This window comes from Ruegeria sp. SATB045 (assembly GCF_059613525.1).
Genome location: NZ_JBXWSR010000037.1, coordinates 21,131 through 47,164, shown reverse-complemented (window position 1 = coordinate 47,164; position 26,034 = coordinate 21,131). Strand labels below are relative to the sequence as shown.

Below are 26,034 nucleotides of genomic sequence, written 5' to 3'. Positions count from 1 at the left end.
CCGTCTCCCCTGCCCTTTTCATCAGATTTCTCGCAATCACGATTTCACAATTTGCGAACATGTTCCCACGTTGCTTCCACAGCAGCCTTGCCCGATCCGCTTTGCCTGGATTTGGAGGCTCGTTTTACGCATCAACACAAGAGACCCCTATGACCCTGTCCAAAGACACCGAACTGACCAACCTCATCAACCAGGCGCAAAACGGGCACGCCATGCTTTGCTTTTCGTGGGACGGCCTCCCGAGATCATCATCTGCTCGGACACAACAATTGCAATGGCGCACCATGCTGATGCAGCTCTTTGCCGACTGGCCAGACACCAACACATCCATCCGGGCCGTCTCCTACGTGTTTACGGATGCACCATTTGAGCTGAGCCGCTTCGTTTTTGACGCCGTGGTTGTCTGGACTGGCGCGCGCTTTCTGCGGATCGAGGCAGACGACCTGCCAATTAGTTTTCGATCAATGCTGAAGGACTTCGAAAACTGTATGCAAGGCGCGTTGTCGTGCGGCACGGGCGACGCCGTTCAGAGAATGTCTCAGCTCTACCACCACCAGCTCTTGACGGGACAAGCCTACCTGACGTCAGAGACCCTGACCGTAATGAACATCAACGGCAAAACCATGACATCGGAACCCGAACTAACGCCCAACTTACCTTACGCGGTCACCGTGTTAATGACCGGGACGTTGGATGAGGTTTCCGAATACGACCCCGAGACGGTTGCTCCGGGCGGCTCCTTTGATGTTCCGAATTGGGCGACATCCGAGCAGCAGTACAGCCGGGTGTCCGAGAGCCACTGCAAAAACCATCTACCTGACCGCCCGCGTCCAACCGCGGAGGACATCTGGGATTGTTATGACCTTGTCCGAAACCGCAATGCTGTGTCGAAGAACCGGCAGGTTACCAGCTGTCTCCAGGATTCAATCGGCGCGCACATGGTTTCAGGATTTCCCACATCCTGACCTTCTCATGCGCCGTCGCCCGATCCTTGCGGAGCGGAATGTCAATGACATCCCTGCCCTCCCAAATAATCGCAACGCCAATTCGTGACAGCGCGTCCTTTACGAAGGCCTTCACGGTGGCTCGGGCGTCCAGGTCCTCGTGAAACACCGAGAATGAGCAAATCGTATCGAGCCGTCCACTATAGTGCTGCTCGAACAGGACCACGGCATCGAACGTGTCTTTGACTATATCGTGCAGAATCCGAAGTTTTTCTGCACGCGCCTCGGTCATTTGGCGGTCGCGCTCGATCAGATCTTCTACTCCTTTCCTGTAGCTTTCATCTCCGCCAGCATCCGCACGATTATTGGGCGCGCACCCATCTGTTTGAGTCTCTTTGCTTCTCTTCATTTCTTGTTCCTGTTGAGTGTGTGCAGGCGTTAGCCGGAACGCCCCGGGGACGGGCTTGAGTTGGCTCTTTTGATGCCCACCGCGTTCCGAGAAGCCTAAAATCAGGCGGCGGCAGAACCCGCATCGTGTCGTACGGGCCGGCGACGTAGAAACGATCGGCGACCTTTGTGCACCTGTGGTTTCGGATGGATACCCAGTCGCTCCTGAGCGCAAGAAACGGGTTTCAAACGGCTGTAACATGTCATCAGCTGCTGAATCCGGCCTGATAACAACCGGCCGACTTTAGCCGTTCCGAGGGATCGGTTCTGTTTGAACCGCAAATCATCCATCGAGACGCGGATGCGGCGATCCACCTGGAACCGGGTTGCCCGGTGCAGGCCCGCCGCTGACCAATCCGATGGATTATTCAGGATCACCGCGTTCCTGCGGTCTTGATTGAGACGCAGGTTCGTTGTCCCATATGCAACAACAACCTCGTTCAGATCGGGATCTTCAGCGACGATCAGACAGACGCGGGTCTTTGCGCCGCCATCGCTGAAGGGAAAGTCGAACGCGACAAGATCACCAGTGGAGAAACGTTCGCAGGCGGGAGTGTTGGGCATGATGGCTTCCTTCTTTTGTTGAAGGCAACCAGATTTCATTGAACCTCGATCGGCTCATTTGGTCCGGGTGCCAACCCAGACACCCGGACCAAATGAGAGCGACGAGGGATAAATATCACCTGTTTGAGATCGTGCAGAAAGCACAGGTCAGCGACGCAGTTGCACCTTTGAAAGTTGGCGAGAAATCGGCGTTGCTCAGATACTCGGGGTCGTTTCAGTTTCTCCGTGCTTTCGATGTTCCAGCAACTCTTTCATTCGAACGACCATCACCCCACGCGCAGTGCGCAAGCCTTGAAATCGAACATTAAACCCTGTCCACGCGACAAGCGATGGTAAGCTACGAACCGCGTCTCATACCCTGTTTTCCTCATCGCCACCTTCCCAGAGGTGCAAGTCCTCTTCGGACATCGGGGCCAGAAAATCCGGTGACACCGTCTTGGGCAGCCCGGATCGGAAGGCATACGCTAAGTCGGCTGCATCCGCACCGGCGCGATGGGTCGTGCCTCGATTGGTCTTGGTCTTATACACCCGACCAATTTGACCAGGCGCGAGAACGCCCTCTTCCCGCGAATACGCAATCCACGCGATCCGGTCGAAGTCCTGAATCTCCAGTCTCACGGGCTCGTTGACAGTGCTTAACAGCCGGTCGAGCCAACGCTGATCGAACTCCGGACAATCACTGACAAGAATGTTGTCTCCAACACGCTCAATCAGCCAGTGCGCAACCTCATCGGCAGGCATCGCAGTCTCCAATTCGGAGAAGGGTATGTTGTGCACAGCAGCGCTTTTGTCCGACCAATCGTCGAGAGGCCAGGTTTCGTGTGGTCGAACCAGTTTGCTCTCGACTATCACGCACCGATCTTTGAGTTGGGCGATACCCACTTCGATCGGCCAGCTCTCCGGGCTCAGGGACGAGGCCTCGAAGTCAATGAAGATGAGGCTTTTCGAACGGGCAGGCTTTCCGTCTGCGTCAACCCCAACACCAAGGCCAAGTGCCCGGCGTCTTGCAAAGAAAACCTCCTCTTCCGTCCCTGGTTTCGCCATCTTTTCCATGAATTTGTCGGCGTCCAAATCAGACATGGGGTACAACCCTGTAACCTTTGAACATGATCACCACTATCGGCACACGGCCATAAAGCGCGTCACGGTCGACCTTCCCGGAAAGCGCCCTGATGGTGCCTCCAGGCCATCAATGTCAGCCAGCGACAAACCAGAGCGCTCTGCCACCTGCTCTCGTGTCATCCCGGCTGTCTTGCGCGCTGCGTGCAATGCAAGCGCCAGGTTTCTCTTGGGTGCATTCCGGTCGAGGTGATCCGTCAGATCGGGACGGTGTTCCGTAAGTTTCTCAATCAATTCATCAGGGTTCATTTGTGGGCCTCCCACTGGATGAATGTACCAAAGTCAATGACTTACAGCAATATCTCAGGGACAGGCTCGCTCCAGAAGAGACAGTCAAAAATCGGCTGATCGAACTTTTTCAAAAAAAGTTCAACAAACCCGTTTTGACGCTTTCAATTTGTTCCCACGTCATTCTCACGCCGGGAGACATTCCCTCACTCAAACACAAAAAACAAAGGCTTAGATATGATCGCATACACAGAAAACCCCGGAGACGATTTCAGCCTGATGGAGCTCATACTTCAGGCCCTCCAAGCCAAAGGTCGTCTGGCATTCCCTCCACCCGAAGCTAGCGATCTACCTTACGCTACACGCGACAACCTTCTTGAACTCCACATCGACGAGCGCTCTGACGGTTGGGTGGCAAACGTGACGTTTCGGCATGTCCCTCCGGGCCTGCCAAACTGTGTCGGTACGCCTGAGCGAATGCCCTTCCCCGACCAGCGTAGTGCCTTTCTGGCCGGCGCCGCGATTGTCTGCGAGATCGCGACCGGTTCCCGTGAGTTGCCCTTCTTCTTTGCAGGCGACCAGTTAATCTGCGCAGTGTACTAGTAATAGTGGTGCTGAATAGTCGAGGCGACCCCGCTATCCAACCGGGACGCCTCGCCATCCATACGGGCAGATCACTCGAACAACCTATATCAAGGTTCGCGTATACGTTCACGCAATTCCGGATCGCGCCGCGCCAGAGATATCTGCGGTGAATTCAGATGAACGTCAGCTGTGTGCAGAATCTTCACTGCCCGTCTGGTCCTCGTACCACCGAATGATCTCCTCAATCCGTTGACGCGCTGACCCGCTAACCCGCGACAGGCCAAGGTGGCGGGCCAAATCCCCCGCCGGATCCTCTGAGGCTTTCAGGTCCGCTCCGATCTCATCCAGAACCGCCGCCACCTCGGTGCGGGACACATCGCGGATGGCGCGGTTTTCCAGCCCGCGATACGGAATTCGATCCTGATAGGTGCCTGCCAGCCAGACAAACGGAGTGCCGAACTCATCATGCAGTTCAGCCGCGCCAAGCGCGTGTTCCACCCTGTCCATGATCCGGCGCCCGGTGCGCTGCCACCCGTGGCGGTTTGCGACCTCGCGACCCAGATTGCGCAGCGGCATCGGGGCTTGATCAACCAAAACCTCGTGAACGATCTGCCGCAGAATCCCCATATACCCAAGATCAAAAAAACGGTCCGGGTCGGCCTTTGGCCCGTCATCTTTGTGCAACTCGGGCGCTTGAACCCTCGAGGCGAAAGTCTGAGGCCCATCAACCTCTTCCGGCGCGGGTTCCTGCGGCACGCTGTCGGCCTGAGGCGGCTCGGGCGCGGGCAAGGCCCGCACCTCTGGCAGATCTTCTTCCGCTGCTTCAAATTCCGCTACCTGCCGCGCCGCGCGGTCTTCTTCCAGCAGTGCGTCCAATCTTTCATGCAATCGGTCAACCACCGCCGCCGGGTCGCGGAACCAGTCGGTCGACCAGATGCGCAGGATCGTCCAACCCAACCCTTCCAGCACGGCCTGACGCACCTTGTCTCGATCACGCGCTGTGGCAGAGCTGTGATAGGTGGCCCCATCACATTCAATCCCGGCCAGATAGGCCCCTGCCCGATCCGGGTTCACAATTCCAAGATCTATGCGGAAGCCCGAGACACCGATCTGGGTCCGTACCTCCCAGCCTTTAGCGCGGAACGCCTTGGCAATGGCTTCTTCGAACGGGTTTTCGGCCGGTCCAAGCGATCCTTCCTCGCGCGCGGCCAGCGCAACCGAGCCGCGTTCGGCATAGTCCAGAAAGGTTTTCAGATCACGCACCCCGGTCGCCCGGGTGCGCGACAGATCGATTTGATCATGGGTCAGCGAGGCGAACACATGCAACTCGCACCGGGCCCGCGTGACTGCAACGTTCAGACGCTTTTCGCCGCCATCCGCATTCAGCGCACCAAAATTCATTGACAGTTTTCCTGTAAGGTCGGGCGCAAAAGTGATCGAAAACAGCATCACGTCACGCTCATCCCCTTGAATATTCTCAAGATTTTTCACGATCACCGGTTCTTCACGCTCTTCTGCAAAGAACCACTCAAGCTCGGGTGCATCACGCCGCACCTTGTCCAGCAGATCAAGGATCAACCCCTGTTGCTGTGCGTTGAAAGTGATCACGCCCAGCGTCGGCCGGTCCTCCTCGGGGAGGTCCAGCCAGGCAGTCAGGCGCTGTCGGATCAGCGCGACAATCGCCTTGGCCTCATCCGCATTGGTGCGCCCTGCCCCGCGAGCATATGTGCCGTCGATCTTGTGGAATTTCACAGCGTCACTGCCCGTGCTAGGTGCAGGAAAGGTGACAAGGCCTCCGTCGTAGTAGAAATGGTTCGAGAACGCGATCAGCGCCTCATCCCGGCTGCGGTAGTGCCAATCCAACCTGCGCGTCGGGATACCCGCGGTCGCCACCTCATCCAGAATCGACGGCATGTCGCCAATCATCCCTTCGCCGTCATCCTCGGCTTCGTCGCTGCGGCCAAAGAAGTTCGTCGGCGGCAACTGCTTGGGATCACCTACAATGATCGACTGTTTCGCCCGCGCAATGGCACCAATGGCGTCCCACGTGGTAATCTGCGAGGCTTCGTCAAAAATCACCACGTCGAACGTTGCCTGCCCTGCCGGAAGATACTGCGCGATCGACAGCGGCGACATCAGCACGCAAGGGGCCAGTTTGGGCAGAACGTCGCCCAGATTTTCCAGCAGAGGCCGGATCGCCATCGACGGGCGTTTCAGCCCCAACTGATGCCGCAACACGCCCAGTTCCGATTTTCTGGGCACCCCGTCCCGTGCAGGCAGACGGTGATGAATGCGCCGCATGACTTCCCGTGGGGCATGTTCGGCAACCTCGTCATCCAGCTTACGAAAGGCCGCAACAATATCCTCGTGTTCCCAATGAGCGAACTGGCGCAGCGGGTCCGAAGCATCCATTGCCAGAGGCAACCACCATCGGGCATATGCGCGGCGGCATTCGGGGACCGGGTCACCTTTCAACTGATCCGCCTCCATCGCATCGACCAGAGGCGTCAGCCCGGCGGCTTTGGCTTTGTTCCGAATGGCAACCCAACGGGTCCAGTCGGCAAGCCGCCCGCGTTGCGCCAGCGTCTGGTCCACGCCCTCCATCAGATCGCGCAAGGGCAGGTCTGTATCCACTGAGCCGCCAAGCCTCGCGAACTCGGTGATCGCCGCATTCAATGCGTTGTCCGCCGCCTGCCAGCTTTCCATCGCCTGTCGCAACGCGCCCGTGGGCCCTTCCTCCAGCGCAGCGACAATGGCACCAAATGCCACGGTGTCTGTGATCTCGGATTGCACACCAGCCAGAGTGGCGCGCAAGGAAATCGCCTGAGCCACACGCCCCTTCAATCTGTGCAGCGACCGGTCTGCACCGGCGGCATCAGCTACCGGGCTATCCTGCAGCACTGCCAGCTGTTTGCGACCTTCTTCCAACGCTGGCAGATCCCTGCCCGGTTCAACCTGTCCCGAGCTGGCATAGGTTTGCAGCAGCTTGCGGGTCTTGCGCTTTTTCAGGGCGGAAAATGGCCAGAACCCCGCCTCACCCGCGCGCCATTCCGCATCCAGCTGATCCAGCGGAAGGCGTTTCATATTGTCTTCGGTATAGGACGCACTGCACTGGTCTTGCGCATCCATGAACGCAACAAGCGCGGTCTCGAATTGATCCACTTCGGCGTGCAGATCACGCTCTGACAGGCGCGGCACCATGCGCAGATCGTCCGCGTCGGGATCAATACGGCGCGACAGACCGGTCAGCAAAGCGCGTCGTTCCGGCATCAGCGTCCGGTCCGGGCTCAATTCCAACTGCCCAGCAAGATCCGAAGATGATCGCATGGCGCGGTCGATGCACGCCCTCAGGGTTTTGGCCTGGTCAATGATCTGGTCTTCCCAGGCATGTGACCATTCGGCCTCACCGACCAATGGCAGCGGTGTGCCACCACCTACAGCTGTATAGGTACGGCCAAGTTCCTCAGTGATCTCAAGCAACCGGTCAAAGCTGTGCTGATCATGGGCATCTTTATCCGCAAAGGACAGTTTCAACCCTTTTGGCGCTCCCGCCGTCCATGCAATCGCGTCAAAGACCGAAAACCCCTGCGCGCCCTTGGCATGAACCGCCTGCACATAGGTGTTGAGCTGGTCGCGCTTGATCCGCAGTTTCTCGGTGATGTCCAGCCAGTCCTGTTCATTGGTGGCCGAGGCCCTGTCCCATCCCCGGCCAAGCTGCGTCAGAACCCGCTTGCGGTCGGTCTTGTTGGAATGCAGCTCAAGCACCGCGTCGCCCAATCCGTGCGCCTCAAGCCTGCGTTGCACAACATCCAAGGCTGCAGCTTTCTCTGCGACAAACAGCACCGTTTTGCCATGGGCAAGGCACTGGCAGATGATATTGGCGATGGTCTGGCTTTTGCCGGTGCCCGGCGGGCCGATCAATACGAAATCCCGCCCCTCAGCCGCTGCAACAACGGCTGACAATTGCGAGCTGTCAGCGGGCAGAGGCGTAACCAGATCCTTGGGTGCCAGTCGGTGATCCATCTGTTCGGCCGGGATCGCGTCCCCTGCCCCGATCTCAAAGGTCTTGTCCGGGTTGTCGACCAGATGCGCCACCAGCCGATTATTGCGCAACTGATCGGTGCGCTCGACCAGATCTTTCCACATCAGATATTTCGAGAATGAAAAGGTCGAGATCGCGATCTCTTCCACAACCTCGAACCCAGGCACGTCGCGCACCCGCTGGCGCATCCATTCAAAGATACGCGGCAGGTCGATGCCGCTGTCGTCACGGGGCAATTCGTCCTCAAGCTCGGGCAAGGTCAGGTCGAAATCACGCTTGAGAAATTCCAGCAGGGTCGAGTTGAACCGGACCTCGTCTTCGTGGTGCAGGATTCTAAAGTCCGACCGCGCCGATTTGCGTTCCAGCTTGATCGGGATCAGCAGCAACGGCGCGCGATAGCTTCGTTTTTCGCCCTCTCGCTGCCAGCGCAGGAATCCTGCTGCCAGAAACAGAGTATTTGTCCCACCTTCCTGAAGATCGCTTTTGGCTTTGCGAAACAGGGCCAGCATGCGGTTATCAGCATCCTTGCGATCCAGCGGCATCGTGATCTGACCGCGATCGAACGCATCTTTCGTTGCGCTGGCGATGATCTCGTCCCGTTCCTGCCGCGACAGCTGACGCTCGCCAATGGGATCATCCTCCATCAGTGGATAGGCGCGGAATGCTTGGTCCGCGGCCAAAGCGTCCTCCAGAGCGCCAACATCGGGCACCAAGCAGGGCACTGTCTGCTTGCTTGGCTTGAAGTTCAGCAAGCGGTTGCGTAGCGATAGGTCCAACAGCTTGGCCTGCCAACGCTCGATCCGCCCTTTGGGCGTGTCGGGCACCTGTTCAATCACTTCGGAAGGTAACAGGCCAAAATCGATCGGGTCCGGTAGTTTCGCTGGAGCAGCCTCAATATGCTCGGCAACACTTGCTTCAGTTGCCGCGTGGCTGGCCAACGGACGGATCCGGGCCGAGCGTGCCCGGGTGATGTCAACGGCCATCAGGAATTCCTGCTCACGATCCTCGGACAGACGGGACCGCCCGGCCTCAACAGCCTGTTCAAATCCGGCAGTCGGGCGTTGTGTCAGCAGCGTGGTTTCGACCGGAATGAATTCTTTCGCCTGCGCCGCCTTGCGCACGGTGATCACGTCAGGCTCGGTCACATGCCCAAAGTCCCGTTTGGTGAGCCATACCCCGGCCCAGGCGTGGCCGTGACTGAACAGGACAACCGGATGCAACCCGGCCTGTTCCCACGCTGCGGCCAACAGCAAAGAGGTGTCCAGGCACGTCGCCAACCCCTCGTTGCGAATACGTTCGGGAGCACGGATTTTCTGCCCCTCAACTTCGAACGACGCAGGCGGGTTGGCATAGGTCAGCCCCATACCGGTCACGGCCGACCAGATTGCGCCAGCGATCATCCACGCGCGCTGCGGATCACCGGATTGATACCCTTCAAGCGAGCCATCATGCCCGCCGAGTTCCAGCAACAAAGATGCCTCTTTGAGGATCGCAGCCACCACGGGATCATTCGGAGATACAAAGGCCGCCAGTAGCCGGTCCATGTCACCCAGGCCGCCCCATTGATCGCGGGCTAGCAACTCCAGAGGCAGGGTTTCACGGGCCAGTTGCCCTTCGGCGTTGGTCGCTGTCAGGGTCAGAGATCCGATTTCTGTTTCGTTGAGCCCGGCCAGATGCTGTATGTCGAGCGGTGTGGCCAGATCGTACAGTGCAAGATCCTCGTCCGGCGCGATCCGGTCGATCACCCAGGTCTTGGGCCTGATCACCGGTGGATGGGCCTCAAGCGTGACCTCGATTGCCTCAACCACAAGACGCCCCTTGTTGGTCAGCGACAAAGCCCTGAGAACCGGAATGTCATTCTGGGCCGAGGCGAAATTGACCCGACCCGCAGCCTGCATGGAAAAACCAAGATCTATGTCTTTTTCGGCCTCGACAGGCGGTAAATCAGTCTCACCAGGGGCAAAGCCAGTTTCAGATTTCTGCATTTAATCGGTATCACTTAAATTCGTTTTGCGGGGTAACGCGTTATCAATCCTGAAATACAACCTTAAACAGATGTATCAGATGGAAACTAGCAAAAAACACCTGTATTCGCGCAATTGCAAGTGTTCGACGAGGTGCAGAGTTGACAGATGACAACTCTGCCAATCCATCCAGAACCCGACGCGTTGACAGCTGTCAACTTTGTGCTGCCGCAGAACGCCACCGTTCAGGCCGCAGCGCGGCCTGAACCATTCAACAGCGCCATCACCATCGGTCCGGTAGAGAACTGACCAAGCGCGAATTTGGTGGAAAGGGCTCGCAGATACCCGCCCGGGCTGTTGATATCGCTGAAACGTTGCAGGATACAGGCCACGGTGACGGCTGCGGTTTCAGGTCCCATCAAGTCTTGCGCTTCATGCCAGGCCGAGGGGCTAATCCCCATCATGCCGCGCACATAGCTGGCCGCCACGACAAGATCGTGCCAATTCCGCGGGTCCCGTTCGCAATACGGCAGGATATCCGGGCACGCCTTCAGGATCAGTGCCAATGGCACCCTCGGCAAATCGCGATCCGGATCGGGTTCTGTAATCCCCTGATCTTCGTCCTTGCCCATTTCTGGGTAAAGTTCAGATTCAAGAGTATCTGCTTTTGAATTCTGATACTGCCGCTCAGTTTCAACGTCATTGCCGCTCATTTCTTTTGATTCAATCGCAAGCAATGCCTGAATGTCCGTCAAGATATCCCCAACGCGCTGCTCGAGAACCGCCACCTCCTCAAGCTCCAGTTTGCGGCGCATCAGCTTGTGAATCTCCAGCAGTGATGCCAAAAAATCCTTCCAATCGCCGGGCAGGGCGTTTTCCTGCCCGTAGAGCGCAAGTTTCAATGCATCCCGCTTGAGCAGCGACAGCTTCTCGCGCGCGGCGGCCAGACGGGCCTGATCAGCACGGGCGTGTTGAGCAGCCTCGGCGATCCGGGCGGCATTGTGCAGCAGCGGGCGCAGATCGAAGCCAAAGGCACGGGCGATCTCGCCATCCGCGCCGCGGCGGGCATAGCGTTTGCCATTGGGGCTGTCGTGACGAGCAATTAGACCCGCATGGATCAAAGCCGCCAGATGTCGGCGCAGGGTGCTTTCGGCCATGCCATGGGCACGTTCAGACAGCGCCACGTTTGACGGAAATACAATCAGGCTGTCATTGTCCGACAAGGCCACGTTTGGATGAAACGAGACCAGCGCGTTCAGCACCGCCAGGTCCCGGTCCGTCACTTCAAAGGCGCGTCGGGCCGTGCACAGATCGCGCAACAGTTCCCATTTGTCGATGTGCGTTACCTCGGGTGCGGCTTGCAGGGCTACCGCCTGTTCAATCAGACCAGCCGTCACCGGCCGCCGCCCAAAGGGCGTCGTTGTGATGTGTTCCATATGCTGTCACGAGACAAAACTTTTTTACCCGCCGGACTCGACGCCAGTTGACAACCGTCAACTACAAGCCATAGAATCGGAGGTGCTAAATCACCAATTCAGGCCTCTTGGAACTTCGGTTCTGAGGGGTCTTTTCTTTCCGTCCTGTCTGTTTCGTGCCTCCTTGCCACTGCTCCACGATTATCCCGCGTGTTGCGGGTTACTCATCCCGACCAGTTTTCCAGCGGTGATGAAGATCTGAGATATTCTCGGCCAACCAATCCTCGAACCCATTGGCTGCTTTGGTGTTGAGCGTCAACACCGTCTTGCTGCCGCTGCGCCGCACCTGACCCAGCACCGTTCCGTCCGCGCCTTTGAGCGGCGCGGCGTCCCGCGGGGCAGGGGGCTTGCGTGGGGTGAGGGCAGTCAGAACCGCCTCGAACCGGTCATCGGATGTCTCGCCCTGTGCGGCCTCAACGGCGCGCTGTTCCTGACCCTTCGGCAACAGCTCTGCCAGTTTCAGCCAGCGGTCTCGGCCCACCGACGGGGCAGCTCCGATTGCCTGGATCAACGGCTCCGGGATACGGTCGGATACCGAAAGCATACGCGATATCAAGGTCTTATCAAGGTGCAGCGCGTCGCAAATCACCTTGCGCTCATAGCCCATATCCTGCATCTGGCGGGCAAAATTGACCTTTTCGATGAAACTCAGATCGCGGCGCGCGGTATTTTCCTGCCCCTGTGCCAGGATCACCGCACGGTCGTCCAATACCCGGATCAGCGCCTTGACCCGCAAACCCAACGCGCGCAGAGCGGCGACGCGGCGGCGGCCATAGACCACCTGATAGCGTTCGCCGTCATTGGGATTGGGCCGCAACAGCACCGGCACCTGCTGGCCATATTCACGGATCGACTCGACCAGTTCGGCCAGACCGGCGTTTTCCTCAAGCCGGTCCTGCAGACCGCCCTGATCAATCGTGCGCGGATCAATCTCCTGCACCGCGCGCGATTTCAGGTCCGAGATCGACTGGCTGACCGCTCCGATCGCGCCCGAGCCATAGCGCGGCTTGGCCACATCAACGCGCGCGGGCGCCTCATCGGTGGGCGGGGCAGGGGGCGCATCCATCAGCCCCTTGAGCAGGTTTTTACGCGCCATGACCACGTCCCCATGCAGATTGAACCAACGCTTCGATCTCACCATTCACTGCGTTCAGGCTTTCGATAGCCCGCTCATAGGTGGATCGGGTAAACTGGCCCTTTTCCACCTCATAAAGCGTTTGTTTGGTAATCCCGGCATCTGAAATGGCCGTTGATTTCAGCACCGGATGGTTCAGCACATGATCCCCGAACATCGAGCGCATGAAGCTGACCATCTGGTTCTGCGGCCCGTCGCCGGGTTCATAGCGAGTCACAACATAGCGCAGCCAGTCATAGGACATGTTGCCGCCCGCCTCGCTGACCACCCCCAAGAGGTTTGAGGTCATCAGCAGGAACTGGCACATCGACATCACGTCCAGCATTTGCGGGTGTACCGTGACCAACACAGCTGTGGCCGCCGACAGTGCGGACATTGTCAAAAACCCCAGCTGCGGCGGGCAATCGACGACAACCACATCATACTCCTGTTCCACGGATGAAAGCGCGTCGCCGATCCTTGTGAAAAACAGGTTGCCGTCCCGTTGCGTCAGCGCGCGGGGGGTGTCGTGTTCGAACTCCATCAGGTCAAGATTACCGGGTATAATGTCCAGATTGGTGAAATAAGTCTTCTGGATCACATCGCGGAGAGGCACCGGTTCCTCATATCGGATCGCGTCATAGAGCGTACCGCCATCCAGCAGGTCGAACTCAGGCTGAAATCCGTGAAGCGCCGACAAGCTAGCCTGCGGGTCCAGATCGATGCCCAGCACCCTATAGCCATCCAGCGCCATCTTCTGCGCCAGATGCGCCGCGGTCGTGGTTTTGCCCGAGCCGCCCTTGAAATTGATGACCGTGATCACCTGCAGATGATCACCGACCCTCCGCCCTGGCAGATAAGTGCCGGGCGCTTTGGCTCCGGCCTCGAGCAATTCACGCAGCGCCTGAATATCTTCGGGTGAGTAGTATCTGCGGCCTCCGGCACGGGTCTCGGGCGAAGGACCGCGGCCATCCAGATGCAGCTTGCGCAGATAGGCGTCTTTTACGCCCAGCAGGTCGGCTGCTTCTCCGGATGTGAATTTGCGCAGGGATCGTTTGGCGTCAGGCGGGAACAACTGCGCCCGGTGCGCCTGCAGTCGCTCGGACAAACGCCGGGCGTGATCGCCCACCAGAAGGTCTATGCGTTCCTGTGTATGGCCAGAATGCTGCGGCTCCAATACGGTGGCACTTGCGGTTACTTGCTCCATCTCTGCCCTCATTTGGCGCTTCGTTGTTACGCTTGTCGCCGTTTTATTCACTGCTTTCCGTAAGTAATGGGGCAGAACCTACGATTCTTGCAAGTGTTTTTTCCATATCCTGTGGCCAAAACCATCCGAACCACAAGGCGAGCGGGCTTGACTTATGCCGATAGTATGACAAAGTATGACTATGGAGGTGCATCATGACCATTAAAACCACTCTCAGCTTCACCGACCGTCATCACCGATTCCTCAAGGAAAAAGTAGGCGAGGGGGTCTATGCATCAGCGTCGGCCGCAGTTGCAGCTGCTGTCGAACGGATGATTGAAGATGAGGAAGCCCGCGAGGTCGCGCTGGACGCCATGGCCGAAGAAATCCGACGGCGCGCCGCCTCACCGCGTGCCAATTTCGTTGACCATGACGATGTCTTTGCGCCAGCGCTGCGGCGACTGGATCGCGACGCGTGACATATCAACTGCGCTATCATCCGTCAGTGGCGGATGATCTGCTGACTATTTCCGATCTGATCGAAGACTATTCCGGCCCGCAGATCGCGCGTCGCAAACTGACCGAGATCGCCGACGTTGCCCAAAGCCTGAGCACGCTGCCTCATCGCGGCACTAAGCGCGATCATATCCTGCCCGGCCTGCGCGCCATCCCCGCTGCGCGCCGTGCAGTCATCGTCTTTACGGTCGATGACGACGCGCAAGAGGTCCATGTGTTGGCAATCACCTATGGCGGCGCAGACTGGATTTCGCGCATTGGTCGTCGCAGCTGAAATCACCCCAACAGGTCCGTCGCCGGGTTATCCGCAATATCGACGTCGTCATAATATTTCTGCGCCTGCGCCATGGAGCGGTGCAGCGAGAGGCGCATGGCAGCCTGGATCGGGGCACCGTCCAGTGCGGCTTGGGTTAGGAACCCAGAACGCAGACCGTGCGGCGAGGCGAAGTCCTCCGGCAACCCTGCCAGTTTCAGCCGGCGCCTGACAATCTGATAAACAGCGTCCGGCGAAAGCCGACGTTTCAGAACCCGATCCGCTTTGGAGATGGGGCGGAAAAGGGGGCCGTCCTCGATCCCGCCAACCTCGATCCAATGCACCAGCGCCTGGGCCGCGCGACCCTTCAGCACCAGTCTTGGCGTCTCACCCCTGCTCGTGGTCTTGGTTTCCAGCAGCGAAATCCAGACCACCCCGCTCTTTTCGAATTCTTTGCATGACACATCTTCACGCATCAGCCCAGTGAGTTCCGACCGCCTCCGACCACCTGAGGCCCAGCCCAGCATCAGGATGGCCCGGTCGCGGCAATCCCGGCGCCAGCCGCGACAGGTGGCCAGCAGCTGCTCCAGCACTTCACGCGTGATTGGATGGGCAGATTTCGGGGCAGGGGGCCGGGCGGCGGCGCGACGGGCTTTGGACCGGGCCTGCTTCACTTGAGGCGCGTCAAACGGGGAGGGAAGATTCTTCATCCGATGGAAGGCCAGCCAGGAGGCGATGCGCCGGTCCAGCGTTGACGGGGCCGGGCAGGCGAGGGACTTGCGCAGCCCCTGCGCGATCAATGCCTCGGCCACCTGACGCGCGCGGTCCTCGGGGGCGGCGTCGGTCAGATCGCGGGCATGATCGAGAATGAAGGCGAGCGCCGTGGCCTCGCTCTCGGGCCAGCGCAACGCCAGATCGAACCGGACCATCTTCCACGCCGTCACGTAGAGCAGATCGCGCTCATAAGCCCGCAGCGTATTGGCGGGCGTGCCGCGGATATAGAGATCGGTGAGCGCGTTCTGGTCCGCCGATGACAGGGCCGGGGAGGGCGCGGGAAGATAGGGCGTAGGAGCGGTCATGGACCCATTCTGCGCGGTTTTCGCGGAAAAATCAATTAATCACGATAAGGGATACTTATCGGATATAATAGGGATTCTATTGTGCGGCTAAAGTAAAGATCAAAAACTTAAAATAATGCGCACAAACGGGAAAGGGGCTTGTAAATTCTTGGGGTTCTTAAGCGTTTTGGCGCTGTACAGCATAATCCGGAATTCTGACTTCACTCTTCCCCATGTTTGTCAAGCTTTCGACCAACCCTAACGCTATATTACGGTGGCGGTTTAACCGTGAGTGAGTGTTTTCAGTACGTTCTGCGCTCGGGGGCTGAACGTCCCCGGGCGAAATTCAGTTGGTTGGGGCGGGGGGCTTAAGTCATCGATATCTCTGTTCTCGACAGGTAGTATTCAGCACAAAGGGTGTATTTCGGACATTCAGTTCCGTCCAGTGAAGGGGGAAGGCGCGGACAAACCCGTTATTCGGTACAACGCACCTAATGACCGTAGCACCACCTCAACCGGACATTCGTCTCAAACGTAAGCTCACTGTTGCACCTTAGGCCATTCGTTCGGACCCCTGCGCCGCATGGCTCCATTGCCGGGGCGACTGGCCGTACATCCGTTTGAACTCCCGGCTGAACTGAGACGAGCTTTGATAGCCCACGTCCCATGCCGCCTCTGACACGGTCTTTCCTTCGGCAATTTTCATGGCGGCGTTGTTCAGCCGCATAGATTTCACGAACTGTATTGGAGACATTGTCGTGGCTTCTTTGAAACGCCGATGGAAGACCGCCCGGCTCATGCCGACGTGGTCGGCCATATCGTCGATGGTGACCTGTTCATTCAAGTGGTTTGAGACGTAGTCGATGGTGCGCGCGATGTCGTTGCCGACGCCAAAGGCTCGTCTTGCGGAGGCCCCGGCCTCGCCCATGAGCACCGCGTAACACAACTCGCGCATTCGCCCCTGCCCGAGCACCTCTAGATCAACCGGATTATCGAGCAGATCGAGAAGCCGCAGCAGTGCCTGCGTGAAACCACTATCCCAGGACGCCAATGCCAAAGCCGATGGCGCGCCATCCCGCAATTGTTTGCTGCCACCAGCGGCGGCCTCGATCTCCATGGTGAGCTCGCGCATCATCCGTGGCTCCAGCGTAATCACGACGCCGAGCAGAGGATCGTCCTTGGACGCCGATGGCGTGCCCGCTTCCACCGGTAAAGTCATGGGGCACAGCAGGTATTTGTCGCTGCCATAGACGTGGTGCTCACCCTCCAGAACAGCTTCCTTGCTGCCACTGAGAATAGCCACCACCGTGGGCTCGTAGACAGCAGGCACGCAGGGCATGGCCTCGGTCACCCGGAAAAGCTGGACGCCTTTCAACGCGGTATCGACGAGGCCTGCCTTTGGCAGACGTCGCTCGATAAGTTCTTTGATCTGGTCTTTGTTCATGCACTCTAGCTGGCAGAGGACTTTCATCTTTGCAATGGGGTTGAGACGATTGGGCAAGTAATAGAGAGTATATCGCCTATTTCCGTGCCCGGTCAGGTTCTATCTGTGCATTCAAGCAACAACACCTTAAACCGCCAGCTTGGGCTTGCAGGAGATAGTAAATGGCAGATACGACATTCGGACCCAAAGGCTGGACACCCGAGTGCCTCGGCGACCAGTCAGGCAAGACATACATCATCACTGGCGCCAATGCTGGCGCAGGCTTTCAAGCCGCGCGCATTCTTCTGAAGAAGAACGCCAAGGTGGTGATGCTGAACCGCTCGGCCGAGAAATCCGATGCGGCAATCGCGGACCTGAGACAGGAATTCGGCGCGAAAGCCGACGTGAGCTTCGTCCGCACGGACCTATCGGTTTTGGACAGCGTGCGCGAGGCCGCCGAAGAAGTTCTGAAGACGGTGCCTCGGATCGACGCGCTTATCAACAACGCGGCCATCGCGCAGGTGCCGACGCGCAAGCTGACCGTCGACGGGTTCGAAAGCCAGCTTGGCACCAACCATTACGGACATTTTCTGCTCAATGGTCTGCTCTTTGACCGCATCGCGGAAGGCAAAGGCCGGATCGTGGTCGTCGCCAGCCTCGGCTACAACATGGGTCTGAAGATCATCAAGTTCGACGACATGAACTGGGATGAGGGCTACGGAGCGAACACCGCCTATTCGCAGAGCAAGCTGGCGCAGATGATGTTTGCTTACGAGTTGCAGGACCGGCTGGCCGCTGCTGGGCGCAGAGAAGTTGAGGTTTTAGTCTGTCATCCTGGCTCATCAGCCACATCGCTGATAACCACCAGCGGCAGCCGCACGATGCGGTTCATCTGGTGGCTGATGACCAAGACGCCGATGGTACAGACTGCGGAACAGGGCTCATACCCAGAGGTCATGTGCGCGACAGAAGAGGCCCTGACCGAGCAACGGGCCCTCTACGGCCCGACGGGCCGAATGGAAGCGGTCGGCCCGGTCGGCAAGGGCACGCTGAACGCTCACGCCCATGACAAGGCTGTCATGACACGGCTTTGGGAGGAGTCTGAAAAAGCTGTTGGGTTCGAGTGGGAACTCATACCACTTGATTGAAGTCAGCTTCCAGCGCACCAGTTCAGAGACGAACATTGGTGCGCTGTGCAACATGTGGGAGGTTTGGGCTCTTTCGTTGAATCCGCCGCGCGATGCACGAATGCGAGCTACCGGAAATCGCTGCCGTCCGCATCAGCCTCAGCGAACGGGTAAGGTGCGGCCAAAGTTACCCTTTAAACTCTTCCAACTAATGTCCGCCTAATCAGCGCAGTTGAGTTGACTTTGTTCTGCCGACACTCAACGTTCTTTGGTGAACTTCGAGGTGTTTTGACATGACGGAAATATCTGTGCGGCTATCACGCGATGCGAAGGATTTGGAAGCGGTACGCGCACTCTGTCGAGATTGGTTGGACTGGCATTGGAAAAACTACCCGCCGGATTGGCCAAGAGGTGACGACCATCCGATGAACCCTGCTGTATTCGAAGCGACCCTTGAAAAACTACCTGACATTCACAAGCGACCCCTAGGCGGTATTTTGATTGCCTTGGTGGATGGGAAGCCCGCTGGATGTGTTATGTACAGTGAAGCAGAACCGGGAGTTGCTGAATTCAACCGAATGTTTGTCAGTGTCTCTGGTCGAGGCCATGGCCTTGGTCGCAAATTGTTGGACGCCATGTTTGAGCAGATGACCGTCGACGGATACCAGCGTGTATTCTATTCATCAGCAACATTCCTAACGCATGCGCGCACCATGTACGAGAATGCTGGATTTGTCCCGATTGCACATCCTAATGGGTTCCCAGATGAATGGCGCGACAAGGTCTATTTCATGGAACGTTCGCTTCGGTAGCCGCGAAAGTTGATCGCATCGAACCAACCCACTGATATGCTTAGTGGACATTTGTCTCGCTTGCAGCATCAGTCACTTTTAGGCTCAAAGCAGACGTTCGCTGCGCAGTGCATCAATGACCGCTGTGCGGACTTTCCTGCCGTTCGTGATGACCGATCAAATGTCTGCTTTGTAGTGCGCCAAAAACATAGCGATGCAATCGTCCAGTACGTCTTTTGGTGTCGGGTTCTCGCCGAGGAAAAACTCTGGCCAGAAGAAAAAGTTTTGACGAGAGCCAGCAACTGGTTGGTTGCGAAGGTCGGATCGGCCTTTCGGATCACGCCTGCGTCCATGGCTTCGCCGATCAATCTCGTCATCGGGTAATCGTGGGTTTCTGTCTCCGTTAAGAACTTCCGGGACCGGTCGAAATCGCGGATCAGCTCTGATAGGACCATGCGATTTAACCCGATAGCCGTCTCTTCGGTAATCACCGCGATGTACCGCCACAGAGCCTCTGCTTGCGAGCAGTTTTTCCTAGTTGAAGTGGTTGTAGACGGAGGAGTGGACCGATTTTCTGCAGACTTCGCATACGCCTGAAACGCTGCATTGCGCTTTCTCGTCGTCGGAACGGGAGGTGTGAGTTCTCGACGCGGTTGTTTAGCCAACTGCCCGACCATTGTTTTTCAAGAGCACCCAATTGTCTGAGCGCAGCCTTACCGGACAGTTTCGTGGCTCACGTCGATGCCTCGCTCGTGCAACAGATCTTCGACATTCCGAAGCGAGAGCGGTAAGCGGATGTACAGCATCACTGCAAGGCGGATGATCTCGGGACTGGTTTTGAAGTACTTGAAAGAGGCAGGTCTGGTCATGGGCAAAAGCTACGCGACACCCCTACCCCGCTCAAGCAAAGTTATTCGGACAAGACCCTCCCAGCTACTGCTCCGATGATTTCAGTTTGGTTTTTCGGAAGCAGGAACCCTACACAGGGTTAGACTTTGAAGATTTCCCCGCGCTCTTTGTAGAGGCTGCAACATCACCAACTGTTTTCTCAACAGCTTCAGCTTCGGTTTCAGCAACATAAGATGCACAACTGGACACGGTTTCAAACCATTCCTGCGCGTCAGCAACCAACCGCTCAGCCGAATGGCGCTGCCATTCCGCCATGCTCTGAAGGGCTTTCGATGGATCGGACGGGTTCGCGGAAGACACATTGCGTGCAGCTTGTAGAGCCGTCCGGACGGCCTCATGACGCCGTTCGAACCAATGCTGCGCAAAGGCCTCTGTTTCTTCGAGCAATTTTTCTTGTGCGTCCCAAAATTGTTCGATCTGGGCACCGAAGGCCGGATTGCCAGACATGGGCGGCTGCATTTGCTTGAAAACATCCAAAAGTGAGGTCGGGCTATTTGTGTTAAATTTCTTTGTCGGCATCGAAAGTTCCTCCTCATTTCCTGAATGAGTTATTGTGCCAAGTGCGGCGCGCTTTCGCCTTAATACAGATCAATATCCCTTTTTAGGGATCTTCGGCCTAAGCTGCGACGGGACACTCGCATTTTCTCCGTCATCGGTTCCTAGCAGGCAGGGTTGGGGTTAGAGTAGTCTAGACAAGAACTTAATGCTTGGTTTTCTATGCACATTGCCGGCTTTCTGATTACCCTTGGTGTACTCTTCCTTGCCGGATTGGCCGCCGACCAACTCGGCCGGGCCACGCATCTTCCTCGTGTTACAACCTTACTTTTCCTTGGCTTGATCGCAGGGAATGCCGGAATGGGGTTGATCCCACTCGACGTTGCAATGTGGTTCGATGAGGTATCCATCGTTGCATTGACGATGGTCGCATTTCTTCTTGGAGGATCATTGACCCGCGAGAACCTAGTTCGGCATGGCCGAGCCATTCTGACGATTTCGATTTCAACCGTGGTTGCAACCCTTGTTATTGTGTCTGCTGGACTGGCCGCAATTGGCGTGCCCTTCGGGTTGGCGCTGGTGCTGGCGGCAATTGCTACGGCTACAGCTCCGGCCGCCATGACAGACGTGATCAAACAATCTGGGGTGTCCAACAGCTTCACCGAGACATTAAAGGGCATAGTCGCAATTGATGACGCTTGGGGTCTGATCGTATTCAGTATCGCCCTGGTTCTGGCCGGTCATTCGGACGGTTGGGCCACCATCACGACCACAGCGATGTGGGATTTCGGAGGGGCTATTTTGTTGGGTTCCGCACTAGGCGTGCCATCCGCTTACCTGACCGGTCGCTTGAAACCGGGAGAGCCAATGCAGGCAGAAGCAGTGGGCATAGTCTTTCTTACAGCGGGCCTCGCGCTTTGGTTGGAGGTTTCATTCTTGGTCGCAGGCATGGTTGCGGGCGCAGTTATCGGGAATCTCGCCCGCCATCACGAGCGTGCTTTCCATGAGATCGAGCACATTCAGTGGCCATTCATGATCCTGTTCTTCCTGTTGGCTGGCGCCACGTTGGATATTGAAGCCTTCGGCTTGATGGGCTGGGCTGGTGCTCTTTTCCTATTCTTGCGCGCCGTCGCCCGCCTCGTCGGGGGTTATTACGGAGCGAGACTTGGCGGCCTGCCTAGCCGTCAGACCCGCTGGTACGGTCCAGCTTTGTTACCACAGGCCGGTGTCGCGGTAGGAATGGCCCTTGTCGCCGGAGAGCAATTTCCACATTGGGCCGCGTCGATCATGGCCTTTACTCTAGTCAGTACTGTGGCCTTCGAGGTGTTGGGGCCGCCGTTGACTCTCATGTCAATCAGACGAACGGCTGACACGGATGAGCAGATTGGTCAGTGACTATTCAGACTGGATCGATTCAAGAAAGGCGAGCAAATTCGCCAACGGCAGGCCTACCATTATAGGTTGCCCATTAGGCAGAGCCACCGTGATTTGTTGGTCTGTCTCAAACACCGCGCCAAAGACTGGCATTTCGCCACCATATGCAAACCTCGCGGATCGCATCTACACGCATCATTCCCTGGCCGACAAGCACATCAACTTGCCGCAGCTTCTTAACTATTTCTTCCGGCTTATGTCTCTTGTTCGCCATTCTCGGCCCTCCGTTTCTCAGACGTAACGGTGGTCCAAATAAAATGGGGCACTCCAGTTGCTTAGGTGTGTTGGCATCAGGTTCAAAATGGCCACCAAGGCACTCGTCGCGAGTCCTCAAATTTCTAAAGCCTGAACCAGAGTATTAGTCAATTTCGCTCAACAGCCACTCAGCCCGTTTGACACTCTCGTGCGCTGTTCCGAGTTTTCGAACCAGTCTGGCTTTCCTGTCAGAATTCTTCTCCAAATGAATTTCGGCTTCAAGATCTGCCACCTTCTTGCGCAGCTTTTTGAGTACCTTTTGAACATGGCTGAATTTAATTTTCTCCGCTTTGCCTGCCTCAAGACGCGAGTTGTACTCGACCAATTTTTCGGCAAGTTTTTTCAATCCCATCTTAATACCCCCCGCAGATCGTCGCAAAATTTCAGCATGCTATTTGCTTTCTACGACTTTACTGTGATGTTTTTCGGATTCTTCTTCCTTAGAGAGCGCATCGGTTTCAATTTTATACTCACCGAGTTCTTCTTCTTCTAAAGCCAACAAACGTTCGACTTCGGCCATGGCGCTGTCTCGTTCGATGTAAAAGGTTCTCGCTGCTTCGATCAGCTTACGCATCGCGCTATAGGCATAATCGGAGTCGTTGAGAAATGAAGTTGCGGCATCGGGAGTGAGTTGGTTTTTTCGAATGAGCTGTTCTACACGGCGCGTAGCGGTCCGAGCATCTTCTTCTATTTGCGCACGTTCCTGATCAAGCCAGAGCGCACTACGCTCATCCGGTTCTGCTTCTTCAAGTTTTTGAATCTCAATGAGTATTCTGGCAATTTCAGTACGGAGGTCATCATACAGTTCGGTTGCACTCCCGGAAAACCGTACAGTGTGACGCAAGATATTCTTTCGCAGGTGTTTGACCGACTTAACCGCTTGAACGATGTCGCCAGCGACATCTCTCAGGGCATAAACTCGTTCCGCTACATCTGGTTCGACACGTTTTTCCCCGACGCGCGTCGAGAATTCGACAATGGCGGAATAGAGTGTCTTGATCTTGCGCCGGTAGCTTTCCTCAATATCCATGTCGGTAGGTGTTCGACTGCTTCGAACCACCTCTGCAACACTGTTCGCGCTAAGCACATCCTTCCTATGCAGATTCAGGCCATGCAAGATCAACGTCATCGCGTTTTCGTATAGGTGCATGACCTCCTTTCGAAGTGCAATCTCAAGAGTTTGTGGGAAATCATCGGCCGCATCGTTCAGGTAACGCGGTTGACTAACATCCGGGATTGGTTCGATAATACTGCGTTCTAGAAAGTAGATCAGCCCCCGCATCAATGGTAACATGAGCAAGACGCCGAGCACGTTAAAGATAGTATGGAACACTGCCAACTTCAGAGCAAAATCTTCCGCACCTATACCCACGGCACCACTGATTAGGTCAACCATCTCACGTAGCGGGACTATGAAAACCAAAGCTACCGCCGCAGTTATTGTATTGAAGATCAGGTGCGCCAATGCCAGTCGCTTGCCCTGAAAATTGGCGCTGATCGAGCCAATAATCGCCGTAATCGTGGTTCCAATATTTGCCCCGATCGCGAGAGCCAGCGCGTTTTCATAGCTAATTTGTGAAGCGGCAAGCGCAGTGAGAGTAAGCACCATCGTCGCGTGGCTCGACTGCATAATCACGGTTGCGGCAGTCCCCAACAAACAATAGACCACCAGCCCCCAAAATCCCGACAAAGCAAATCGCATTAGATCGACCTGGTCCTTGAACGCGTCGAAACCCTCTTTCATGTAATGAATGCCTAGGAACAGAAAACCCAGTCCGCCAAGAGCGTAACCAATCCCACGGAGCACCTTCGGCTTCTGAAACACAAGGATTATGCTAAGGCCGATAATTGGCATGGCATAGGTTGCGATATTCACCTTCAATCCTAGCCCGGCAACCAACCACGCACCCGTCGTCGTTCCGATATTGGCCCCAAAGATTATGCCCACCCCACCGACCAGAGAAATCAGGTCAGCACTTAAAAATGAAATCGTTATGACCGAAACCAGTGAACTGGACTGCAACAACGTAGTAGAGACGAAACCGAATAAGAGAGATCGCGAAACGGATTTTGTCGCCCGCTGAAGCATTCGTTCTAGTGTTCCGCCTCCAAGTAGCTTGAAGCCGTCTTCAAGCATAAGCATGCCAAACAAAAAGATAGCGATCCCAGCTGCAACCACCTGCGCGTCAGGACTTACCCAAAAGGCAATTAGTAGCGCGCCAATTGCGACCGGTAGGTAGTACTTGATCATTCAATCAATCCAAATTTTTGGATCGCAAAAACACCGCATGGCGCAAATTTCGACCTCCAGGAAGACCGCACACTAACCTCAACCAACGTTCGTGCAGCGCCAAGATTCTCAGCAGATACCACATCCCAAACCCGGGCGCTTTCTGACCTCGATGTTTCTACTACCGCAACGTGCATGTCTCATTGATTCAAATCATGGCGTAGGAACTCTACTTGCTCAAATGTTTGGACTGACTTGCTACATGACACCGATGGACCAAACATGTTGAGAACTGAAAGAGTAGAAAAAGCAGTTCGCCTAAACCGCGAAGAACTATTCCGGTTTGGTACGGCTCTGCTCTTCATCGTCGGCATCATGCTGGTAGCAATAGCCAGATCAGAAGGCGGAACAGACGGAGTGCTCTTGATCGTCGCCGCAATGATCGGTGGATACATGGCTATGAACATTGGCGCGAACGACGTGGCAAACAATGTTGGCCCCGCCGTCGGGTCCCAAGCAATTACTTTGACCGGCGCTATCCTGATTGCGGCTTTCTTTGAAGCAGGCGGCGCCATGATTGCGGGGGGCGATGTTGTCGGCACAATAAAAAAAGGCATTATCGACCCGGACTTGGTGGCGGACCGAGACACATTCATCTGGCTGATGACGGCGGCTCTACTCGCGGCAGCGGTGTGGCTGAACTTCGCCACAGCTGTCGGTGCCCCGGTTTCCACAACGCATTCAATCGTCGGTGGCGTACTTGGGGCTGGGATAGCCGCGGCCGGCTGGAGCATAGCGGACTGGTATCAGGTTGGGATGATCGCGGCGAGCTGGATTATTTCTCCCGTCCTTGGAGGAATTATTGCGGCAACATTCCTTTACGTCATCAAGCGTACAATAACCTATAAATCGGATGTATTGACTGCAGCCAACCGAATGGTGCCATTCCTTGTTGCCGTTATGGCGTGGGCCTTCGGCACGTATCTTATGCTCAAGGGTGTGAAGAAGTTGGTGAAGGTCGACTTCCCTACCGCGCTGGTGATTGGCCTGTTGCTTGCGATCGTCGTTTACTTTCTTATTCGTCCGTATGTCGCAAACACGACAAAGCGTCTGGAAAACAAAAAATCAAGCGTGAACGATCTCTTCACCGTTCCTCTAATCTTTGCAGCAGCACTCCTGAGTTTTGCTCATGGTGCCAACGACGTCGCTAATGCAGTGGGCCCGCTAGCCGGTATCAACGAAGCGATCGCCGCCGGTGCCGTGGCCACGAAAGCCTCTATTCCGATATGGGTAATGGCGGTTGGAGCCATAGGCATTTCTCTCGGTCTCGCGCTTTATGGACCCAAATTGATCCGAACCGTAGGAAGCGAGATCACCGAACTTGATAAAATGCGCGCATATTGCATCGCGATGGCGGCGGCGATTACGGTTATTGTCGCCTCGCAGCTGGGGTTACCAGTCAGTTCCACCCATATCGCTGTGGGGGGTGTATTTGGCGTCGGATTCTTGCGTGAATACATCAAGTCCAGCTACGCCCGCATGTTGGACGAAATTAGAGAGCACCACGCGGACCATGACCCAGAAGCGGTTGAAGCATTCCTCGAAAGATTTGAAACTGCTGACGTCACGACTAAGGGCGAGATATTACGCGATATGAAGGCACAGGCTTCCTCCGACCGTGTCTTGGGTAAGAAAGAACGAAAAGCTCTCGGCAGGGTGCATCGGATCGAATTGGTCAAGCGAAACCTATTGCTCCGAATTGCAGCTGCATGGGTTGTCACGGTCCCCTTGGCCGGCACTCTTGCAGCCATGTTCTTTTTCATGATCCGCGGAATGTTGTTGCCTTAGGTATTCTGAGACAAACCAAACCGAAGG

24 protein-coding genes and 1 pseudogene are annotated in these 26,034 nt (G+C 56.4%); 8 read left to right on the top strand and 17 right to left on the bottom strand.

Going from position 1 to position 26,034, the window contains the following annotated elements:
• The first annotated feature begins 149 nt into the window (after nt 1-149).
• A complete protein-coding gene (locus tag AC2FNR_RS19870) occupies nt 150-965 on the top strand; it encodes a hypothetical protein (RefSeq protein WP_496850975.1) in 816 nt (271 codons plus the stop codon).
• Here AC2FNR_RS19870 and AC2FNR_RS19865 read toward each other — a convergent pair.
• The 4 genes from AC2FNR_RS19865 to AC2FNR_RS19850 all read right to left on the bottom strand — a co-directional run bounded on the left by AC2FNR_RS19865 (nt 904) and on the right by AC2FNR_RS19850 (nt 3,323).
• Nucleotides 904-1,353, bottom strand: coding sequence for a hypothetical protein (locus tag AC2FNR_RS19865; RefSeq protein WP_496850973.1), 450 nt, complete (start codon nt 1,351-1,353; stop codon nt 904-906). The genes AC2FNR_RS19870 and AC2FNR_RS19865 overlap by 62 nt on opposite strands.
• 101 nt (nt 1,354-1,454) lie before the next feature.
• Nucleotides 1,455-1,955 carry a hypothetical protein gene (locus AC2FNR_RS19860; protein ID WP_496850971.1) on the bottom strand — a complete coding sequence of 167 codons (501 nt, stop codon included), beginning with the start codon at nt 1,953-1,955 and terminating at the stop codon, nt 1,455-1,457.
• A gap of 351 nt (nt 1,956-2,306) precedes the next feature.
• Nucleotides 2,307-3,035, bottom strand: a complete 729-nt coding sequence (locus AC2FNR_RS19855) for a 3'-5' exonuclease (protein ID WP_496850969.1) — start codon at nt 3,033-3,035, stop codon at nt 2,307-2,309.
• Nucleotides 3,036-3,071: 36 nt separating this feature from the next.
• Nucleotides 3,072-3,323: a helix-turn-helix domain-containing protein gene (locus tag AC2FNR_RS19850; protein WP_496850967.1), complete on the bottom strand. Its 252-nt coding sequence runs from the start codon at nt 3,321-3,323 to the stop codon at nt 3,072-3,074.
• A gap of 216 nt (nt 3,324-3,539) precedes the next feature.
• Here AC2FNR_RS19850 and AC2FNR_RS19845 point away from each other — a divergent pair, with 216 nt between their 5' ends.
• On the top strand, nt 3,540-3,905 hold the full coding sequence (locus tag AC2FNR_RS19845; protein WP_496850966.1) for a hypothetical protein: 366 nt from the start codon (nt 3,540-3,542) through the stop codon (nt 3,903-3,905).
• Nucleotides 3,906-4,070: 165 nt separating this feature from the next.
• On the opposite strand, the gene proA is transcribed toward AC2FNR_RS19845, so the two are convergent.
• From proA to repA, 4 genes are all read right to left on the bottom strand, one after another.
• Complete coding sequence (gene proA / locus AC2FNR_RS19840) at nt 4,071-9,914, bottom strand: anti-phage protein ProA (RefSeq protein ID WP_496850964.1); 5,844 nt, start codon at nt 9,912-9,914, stop codon at nt 4,071-4,073.
• Between the two features lie 224 nt (nt 9,915-10,138).
• Entirely contained in the window at nt 10,139-11,329 is a 1,191-nt protein-coding gene (gene repC, locus AC2FNR_RS19835; protein ID WP_496850962.1) for a plasmid replication protein RepC, read from the bottom strand.
• 199 nt (nt 11,330-11,528) lie between these two features.
• Nucleotides 11,529-12,464, bottom strand: a complete 936-nt coding sequence (gene repB / locus AC2FNR_RS19830; RefSeq protein WP_496850960.1) for a plasmid partitioning protein RepB — start codon at nt 12,462-12,464, stop codon at nt 11,529-11,531.
• Complete coding sequence (repA, locus tag AC2FNR_RS19825) at nt 12,454-13,689, bottom strand: plasmid partitioning protein RepA (RefSeq protein WP_496850958.1); 1,236 nt, start codon at nt 13,687-13,689, stop codon at nt 12,454-12,456. The genes repB and repA overlap by 11 nt, the downstream gene beginning before the upstream one ends.
• A 194-nt stretch (nt 13,690-13,883) precedes the next feature.
• Here repA and AC2FNR_RS19820 point away from each other — a divergent pair, with 194 nt between their 5' ends.
• Together AC2FNR_RS19820 and AC2FNR_RS19815 are read left to right on the top strand one after the other, a co-directional pair.
• On the top strand, nt 13,884-14,147 hold the full coding sequence (locus AC2FNR_RS19820) for a type II toxin-antitoxin system ParD family antitoxin (RefSeq protein WP_480968042.1): 264 nt from the start codon (nt 13,884-13,886) through the stop codon (nt 14,145-14,147).
• Complete coding sequence (locus tag AC2FNR_RS19815; protein ID WP_496850956.1) at nt 14,144-14,458, top strand: type II toxin-antitoxin system RelE/ParE family toxin; 315 nt, start codon at nt 14,144-14,146, stop codon at nt 14,456-14,458. Before AC2FNR_RS19820 ends, AC2FNR_RS19815 begins: the two co-directional genes overlap by 4 nt.
• Nucleotides 14,459-14,460: 2 nt before the next feature.
• Here AC2FNR_RS19815 and AC2FNR_RS19810 read toward each other — a convergent pair whose 3' ends face one another.
• Both AC2FNR_RS19810 and AC2FNR_RS19805 read right to left on the bottom strand, forming a co-directional pair.
• Nucleotides 14,461-15,516, bottom strand: coding sequence for a tyrosine-type recombinase/integrase (locus AC2FNR_RS19810; RefSeq protein WP_496850954.1), 1,056 nt, complete (start codon nt 15,514-15,516; stop codon nt 14,461-14,463).
• A 532-nt stretch (nt 15,517-16,048) separates the two neighbouring features.
• Entirely contained in the window at nt 16,049-16,939 is an 891-nt protein-coding gene (locus tag AC2FNR_RS19805; protein ID WP_496850952.1) for an AraC family transcriptional regulator, read from the bottom strand.
• Nucleotides 16,940-17,100: 161 nt separating this feature from the next.
• Here AC2FNR_RS19805 and AC2FNR_RS19800 point away from each other — a divergent pair, with 161 nt between their 5' ends.
• Nucleotides 17,101-18,066, top strand: coding sequence for an SDR family oxidoreductase (locus AC2FNR_RS19800; RefSeq protein WP_496850951.1), 966 nt, complete (start codon nt 17,101-17,103; stop codon nt 18,064-18,066).
• Nucleotides 18,067-18,338: 272 nt separating this feature from the next.
• A complete protein-coding gene (locus AC2FNR_RS19795; RefSeq protein ID WP_496850949.1) occupies nt 18,339-18,857 on the top strand; it encodes a GNAT family N-acetyltransferase in 519 nt (172 codons plus the stop codon).
• A gap of 68 nt (nt 18,858-18,925) precedes the next feature.
• Here AC2FNR_RS19795 and AC2FNR_RS19790 read toward each other — a convergent pair whose 3' ends face one another.
• The 4 genes and pseudogenes from AC2FNR_RS19790 to AC2FNR_RS19775 all read right to left on the bottom strand — a co-directional run bounded on the left by AC2FNR_RS19790 (nt 18,926) and on the right by AC2FNR_RS19775 (nt 20,264).
• The gene (locus AC2FNR_RS19790) at nt 18,926-19,333 is read right to left on the bottom strand and encodes a TetR/AcrR family transcriptional regulator C-terminal domain-containing protein (RefSeq protein WP_496851472.1); all 408 of its coding nucleotides are present in this window, start codon (nt 19,331-19,333) and stop codon (nt 18,926-18,928) included.
• Nucleotides 19,324-19,533 carry a DDE-type integrase/transposase/recombinase gene (locus AC2FNR_RS19785; RefSeq protein ID WP_496850947.1) on the bottom strand — a complete coding sequence of 70 codons (210 nt, stop codon included), beginning with the start codon at nt 19,531-19,533 and terminating at the stop codon, nt 19,324-19,326. The genes AC2FNR_RS19790 and AC2FNR_RS19785 overlap by 10 nt, the downstream gene beginning before the upstream one ends.
• A gap of 19 nt (nt 19,534-19,552) precedes the next feature.
• A pseudogene (locus tag AC2FNR_RS19780) lies at nt 19,553-19,705 on the bottom strand (IS6 family transposase); the annotation flags it as partial.
• Between the two features lie 109 nt (nt 19,706-19,814).
• Complete coding sequence (locus AC2FNR_RS19775) at nt 19,815-20,264, bottom strand: phasin family protein (RefSeq protein WP_496850946.1); 450 nt, start codon at nt 20,262-20,264, stop codon at nt 19,815-19,817.
• A gap of 198 nt (nt 20,265-20,462) precedes the next feature.
• Between AC2FNR_RS19775 and AC2FNR_RS19770 the strand changes: the two genes are divergently transcribed.
• Complete coding sequence (locus AC2FNR_RS19770; RefSeq protein ID WP_170418688.1) at nt 20,463-21,635, top strand: cation:proton antiporter domain-containing protein; 1,173 nt, start codon at nt 20,463-20,465, stop codon at nt 21,633-21,635.
• A 106-nt stretch (nt 21,636-21,741) separates the two neighbouring features.
• Here AC2FNR_RS19770 and AC2FNR_RS19765 read toward each other — a convergent pair whose 3' ends face one another.
• The 3 genes from AC2FNR_RS19765 to AC2FNR_RS19755 form a co-directional block, all read right to left on the bottom strand.
• Nucleotides 21,742-21,888, bottom strand: a complete 147-nt coding sequence (locus AC2FNR_RS19765; protein WP_170623611.1) for a hypothetical protein — start codon at nt 21,886-21,888, stop codon at nt 21,742-21,744.
• A 144-nt stretch (nt 21,889-22,032) separates the two neighbouring features.
• Nucleotides 22,033-22,281 carry a hypothetical protein gene (locus tag AC2FNR_RS19760; protein WP_170418685.1) on the bottom strand — a complete coding sequence of 83 codons (249 nt, stop codon included), beginning with the start codon at nt 22,279-22,281 and terminating at the stop codon, nt 22,033-22,035.
• Nucleotides 22,282-22,320: 39 nt separating this feature from the next.
• Nucleotides 22,321-24,180: a Na/Pi cotransporter family protein gene (locus AC2FNR_RS19755; RefSeq protein WP_496850943.1), complete on the bottom strand. Its 1,860-nt coding sequence runs from the start codon at nt 24,178-24,180 to the stop codon at nt 22,321-22,323.
• 261 nt (nt 24,181-24,441) lie between these two features.
• Between AC2FNR_RS19755 and AC2FNR_RS19750 the strand changes: the two genes are divergently transcribed.
• A complete protein-coding gene (locus AC2FNR_RS19750; RefSeq protein ID WP_170418679.1) occupies nt 24,442-26,007 on the top strand; it encodes an inorganic phosphate transporter in 1,566 nt (521 codons plus the stop codon).
• Nucleotides 26,008-26,034 lie beyond the last annotated feature (27 nt).

Excerpts from the sequence above, each read along its gene's own strand:
- repC (WP_496850962.1), bottom strand. The coding sequence starts at position 11,329 with ATGGAACACATCACAACGACGCCCTTTGGGCGGCGGCCGGTGACGGCT.
- repA (WP_496850958.1), bottom strand. The coding sequence starts at position 13,689 with ATGGAGCAAGTAACCGCAAGTGCCACCGTATTGGAGCCGCAGCATTCT.
- AC2FNR_RS19845 (WP_496850966.1), top strand. The coding sequence starts at position 3,540 with ATGATCGCATACACAGAAAACCCCGGAGACGATTTCAGCCTGATGGAG.
- AC2FNR_RS19770 (WP_170418688.1), top strand. The coding sequence starts at position 20,463 with ATGCACATTGCCGGCTTTCTGATTACCCTTGGTGTACTCTTCCTTGCC.
- AC2FNR_RS19750 (WP_170418679.1), top strand. The coding sequence starts at position 24,442 with ATGTTGAGAACTGAAAGAGTAGAAAAAGCAGTTCGCCTAAACCGCGAA.
- AC2FNR_RS19850 (WP_496850967.1), bottom strand. The coding sequence starts at position 3,323 with ATGAACCCTGATGAATTGATTGAGAAACTTACGGAACACCGTCCCGAT.
- AC2FNR_RS19820 (WP_480968042.1), top strand. The coding sequence starts at position 13,884 with ATGACCATTAAAACCACTCTCAGCTTCACCGACCGTCATCACCGATTC.
- AC2FNR_RS19795 (WP_496850949.1), top strand. The coding sequence starts at position 18,339 with ATGACGGAAATATCTGTGCGGCTATCACGCGATGCGAAGGATTTGGAA.
- repB (WP_496850960.1), bottom strand. The coding sequence starts at position 12,464 with ATGGCGCGTAAAAACCTGCTCAAGGGGCTGATGGATGCGCCCCCTGCC.
- AC2FNR_RS19860 (WP_496850971.1), bottom strand. The coding sequence starts at position 1,955 with ATGCCCAACACTCCCGCCTGCGAACGTTTCTCCACTGGTGATCTTGTC.
- AC2FNR_RS19800 (WP_496850951.1), top strand. The coding sequence starts at position 17,101 with ATGGCAGATACGACATTCGGACCCAAAGGCTGGACACCCGAGTGCCTC.
- AC2FNR_RS19765 (WP_170623611.1), bottom strand. The coding sequence starts at position 21,888 with ATGGCGAACAAGAGACATAAGCCGGAAGAAATAGTTAAGAAGCTGCGG.
- AC2FNR_RS19810 (WP_496850954.1), bottom strand. The coding sequence starts at position 15,516 with ATGACCGCTCCTACGCCCTATCTTCCCGCGCCCTCCCCGGCCCTGTCA.
- AC2FNR_RS19755 (WP_496850943.1), bottom strand. The coding sequence starts at position 24,180 with ATGATCAAGTACTACCTACCGGTCGCAATTGGCGCGCTACTAATTGCC.
- AC2FNR_RS19760 (WP_170418685.1), bottom strand. The coding sequence starts at position 22,281 with ATGGGATTGAAAAAACTTGCCGAAAAATTGGTCGAGTACAACTCGCGT.
- AC2FNR_RS19855 (WP_496850969.1), bottom strand. The coding sequence starts at position 3,035 with ATGTCTGATTTGGACGCCGACAAATTCATGGAAAAGATGGCGAAACCA.
- proA (WP_496850964.1), bottom strand. The coding sequence starts at position 9,914 with ATGCAGAAATCTGAAACTGGCTTTGCCCCTGGTGAGACTGATTTACCG.
- AC2FNR_RS19865 (WP_496850973.1), bottom strand. The coding sequence starts at position 1,353 with ATGAAGAGAAGCAAAGAGACTCAAACAGATGGGTGCGCGCCCAATAAT.
- AC2FNR_RS19870 (WP_496850975.1), top strand. The coding sequence starts at position 150 with ATGACCCTGTCCAAAGACACCGAACTGACCAACCTCATCAACCAGGCG.
- AC2FNR_RS19805 (WP_496850952.1), bottom strand. The coding sequence starts at position 16,939 with ATGAACAAAGACCAGATCAAAGAACTTATCGAGCGACGTCTGCCAAAG.
- AC2FNR_RS19775 (WP_496850946.1), bottom strand. The coding sequence starts at position 20,264 with ATGCCGACAAAGAAATTTAACACAAATAGCCCGACCTCACTTTTGGAT.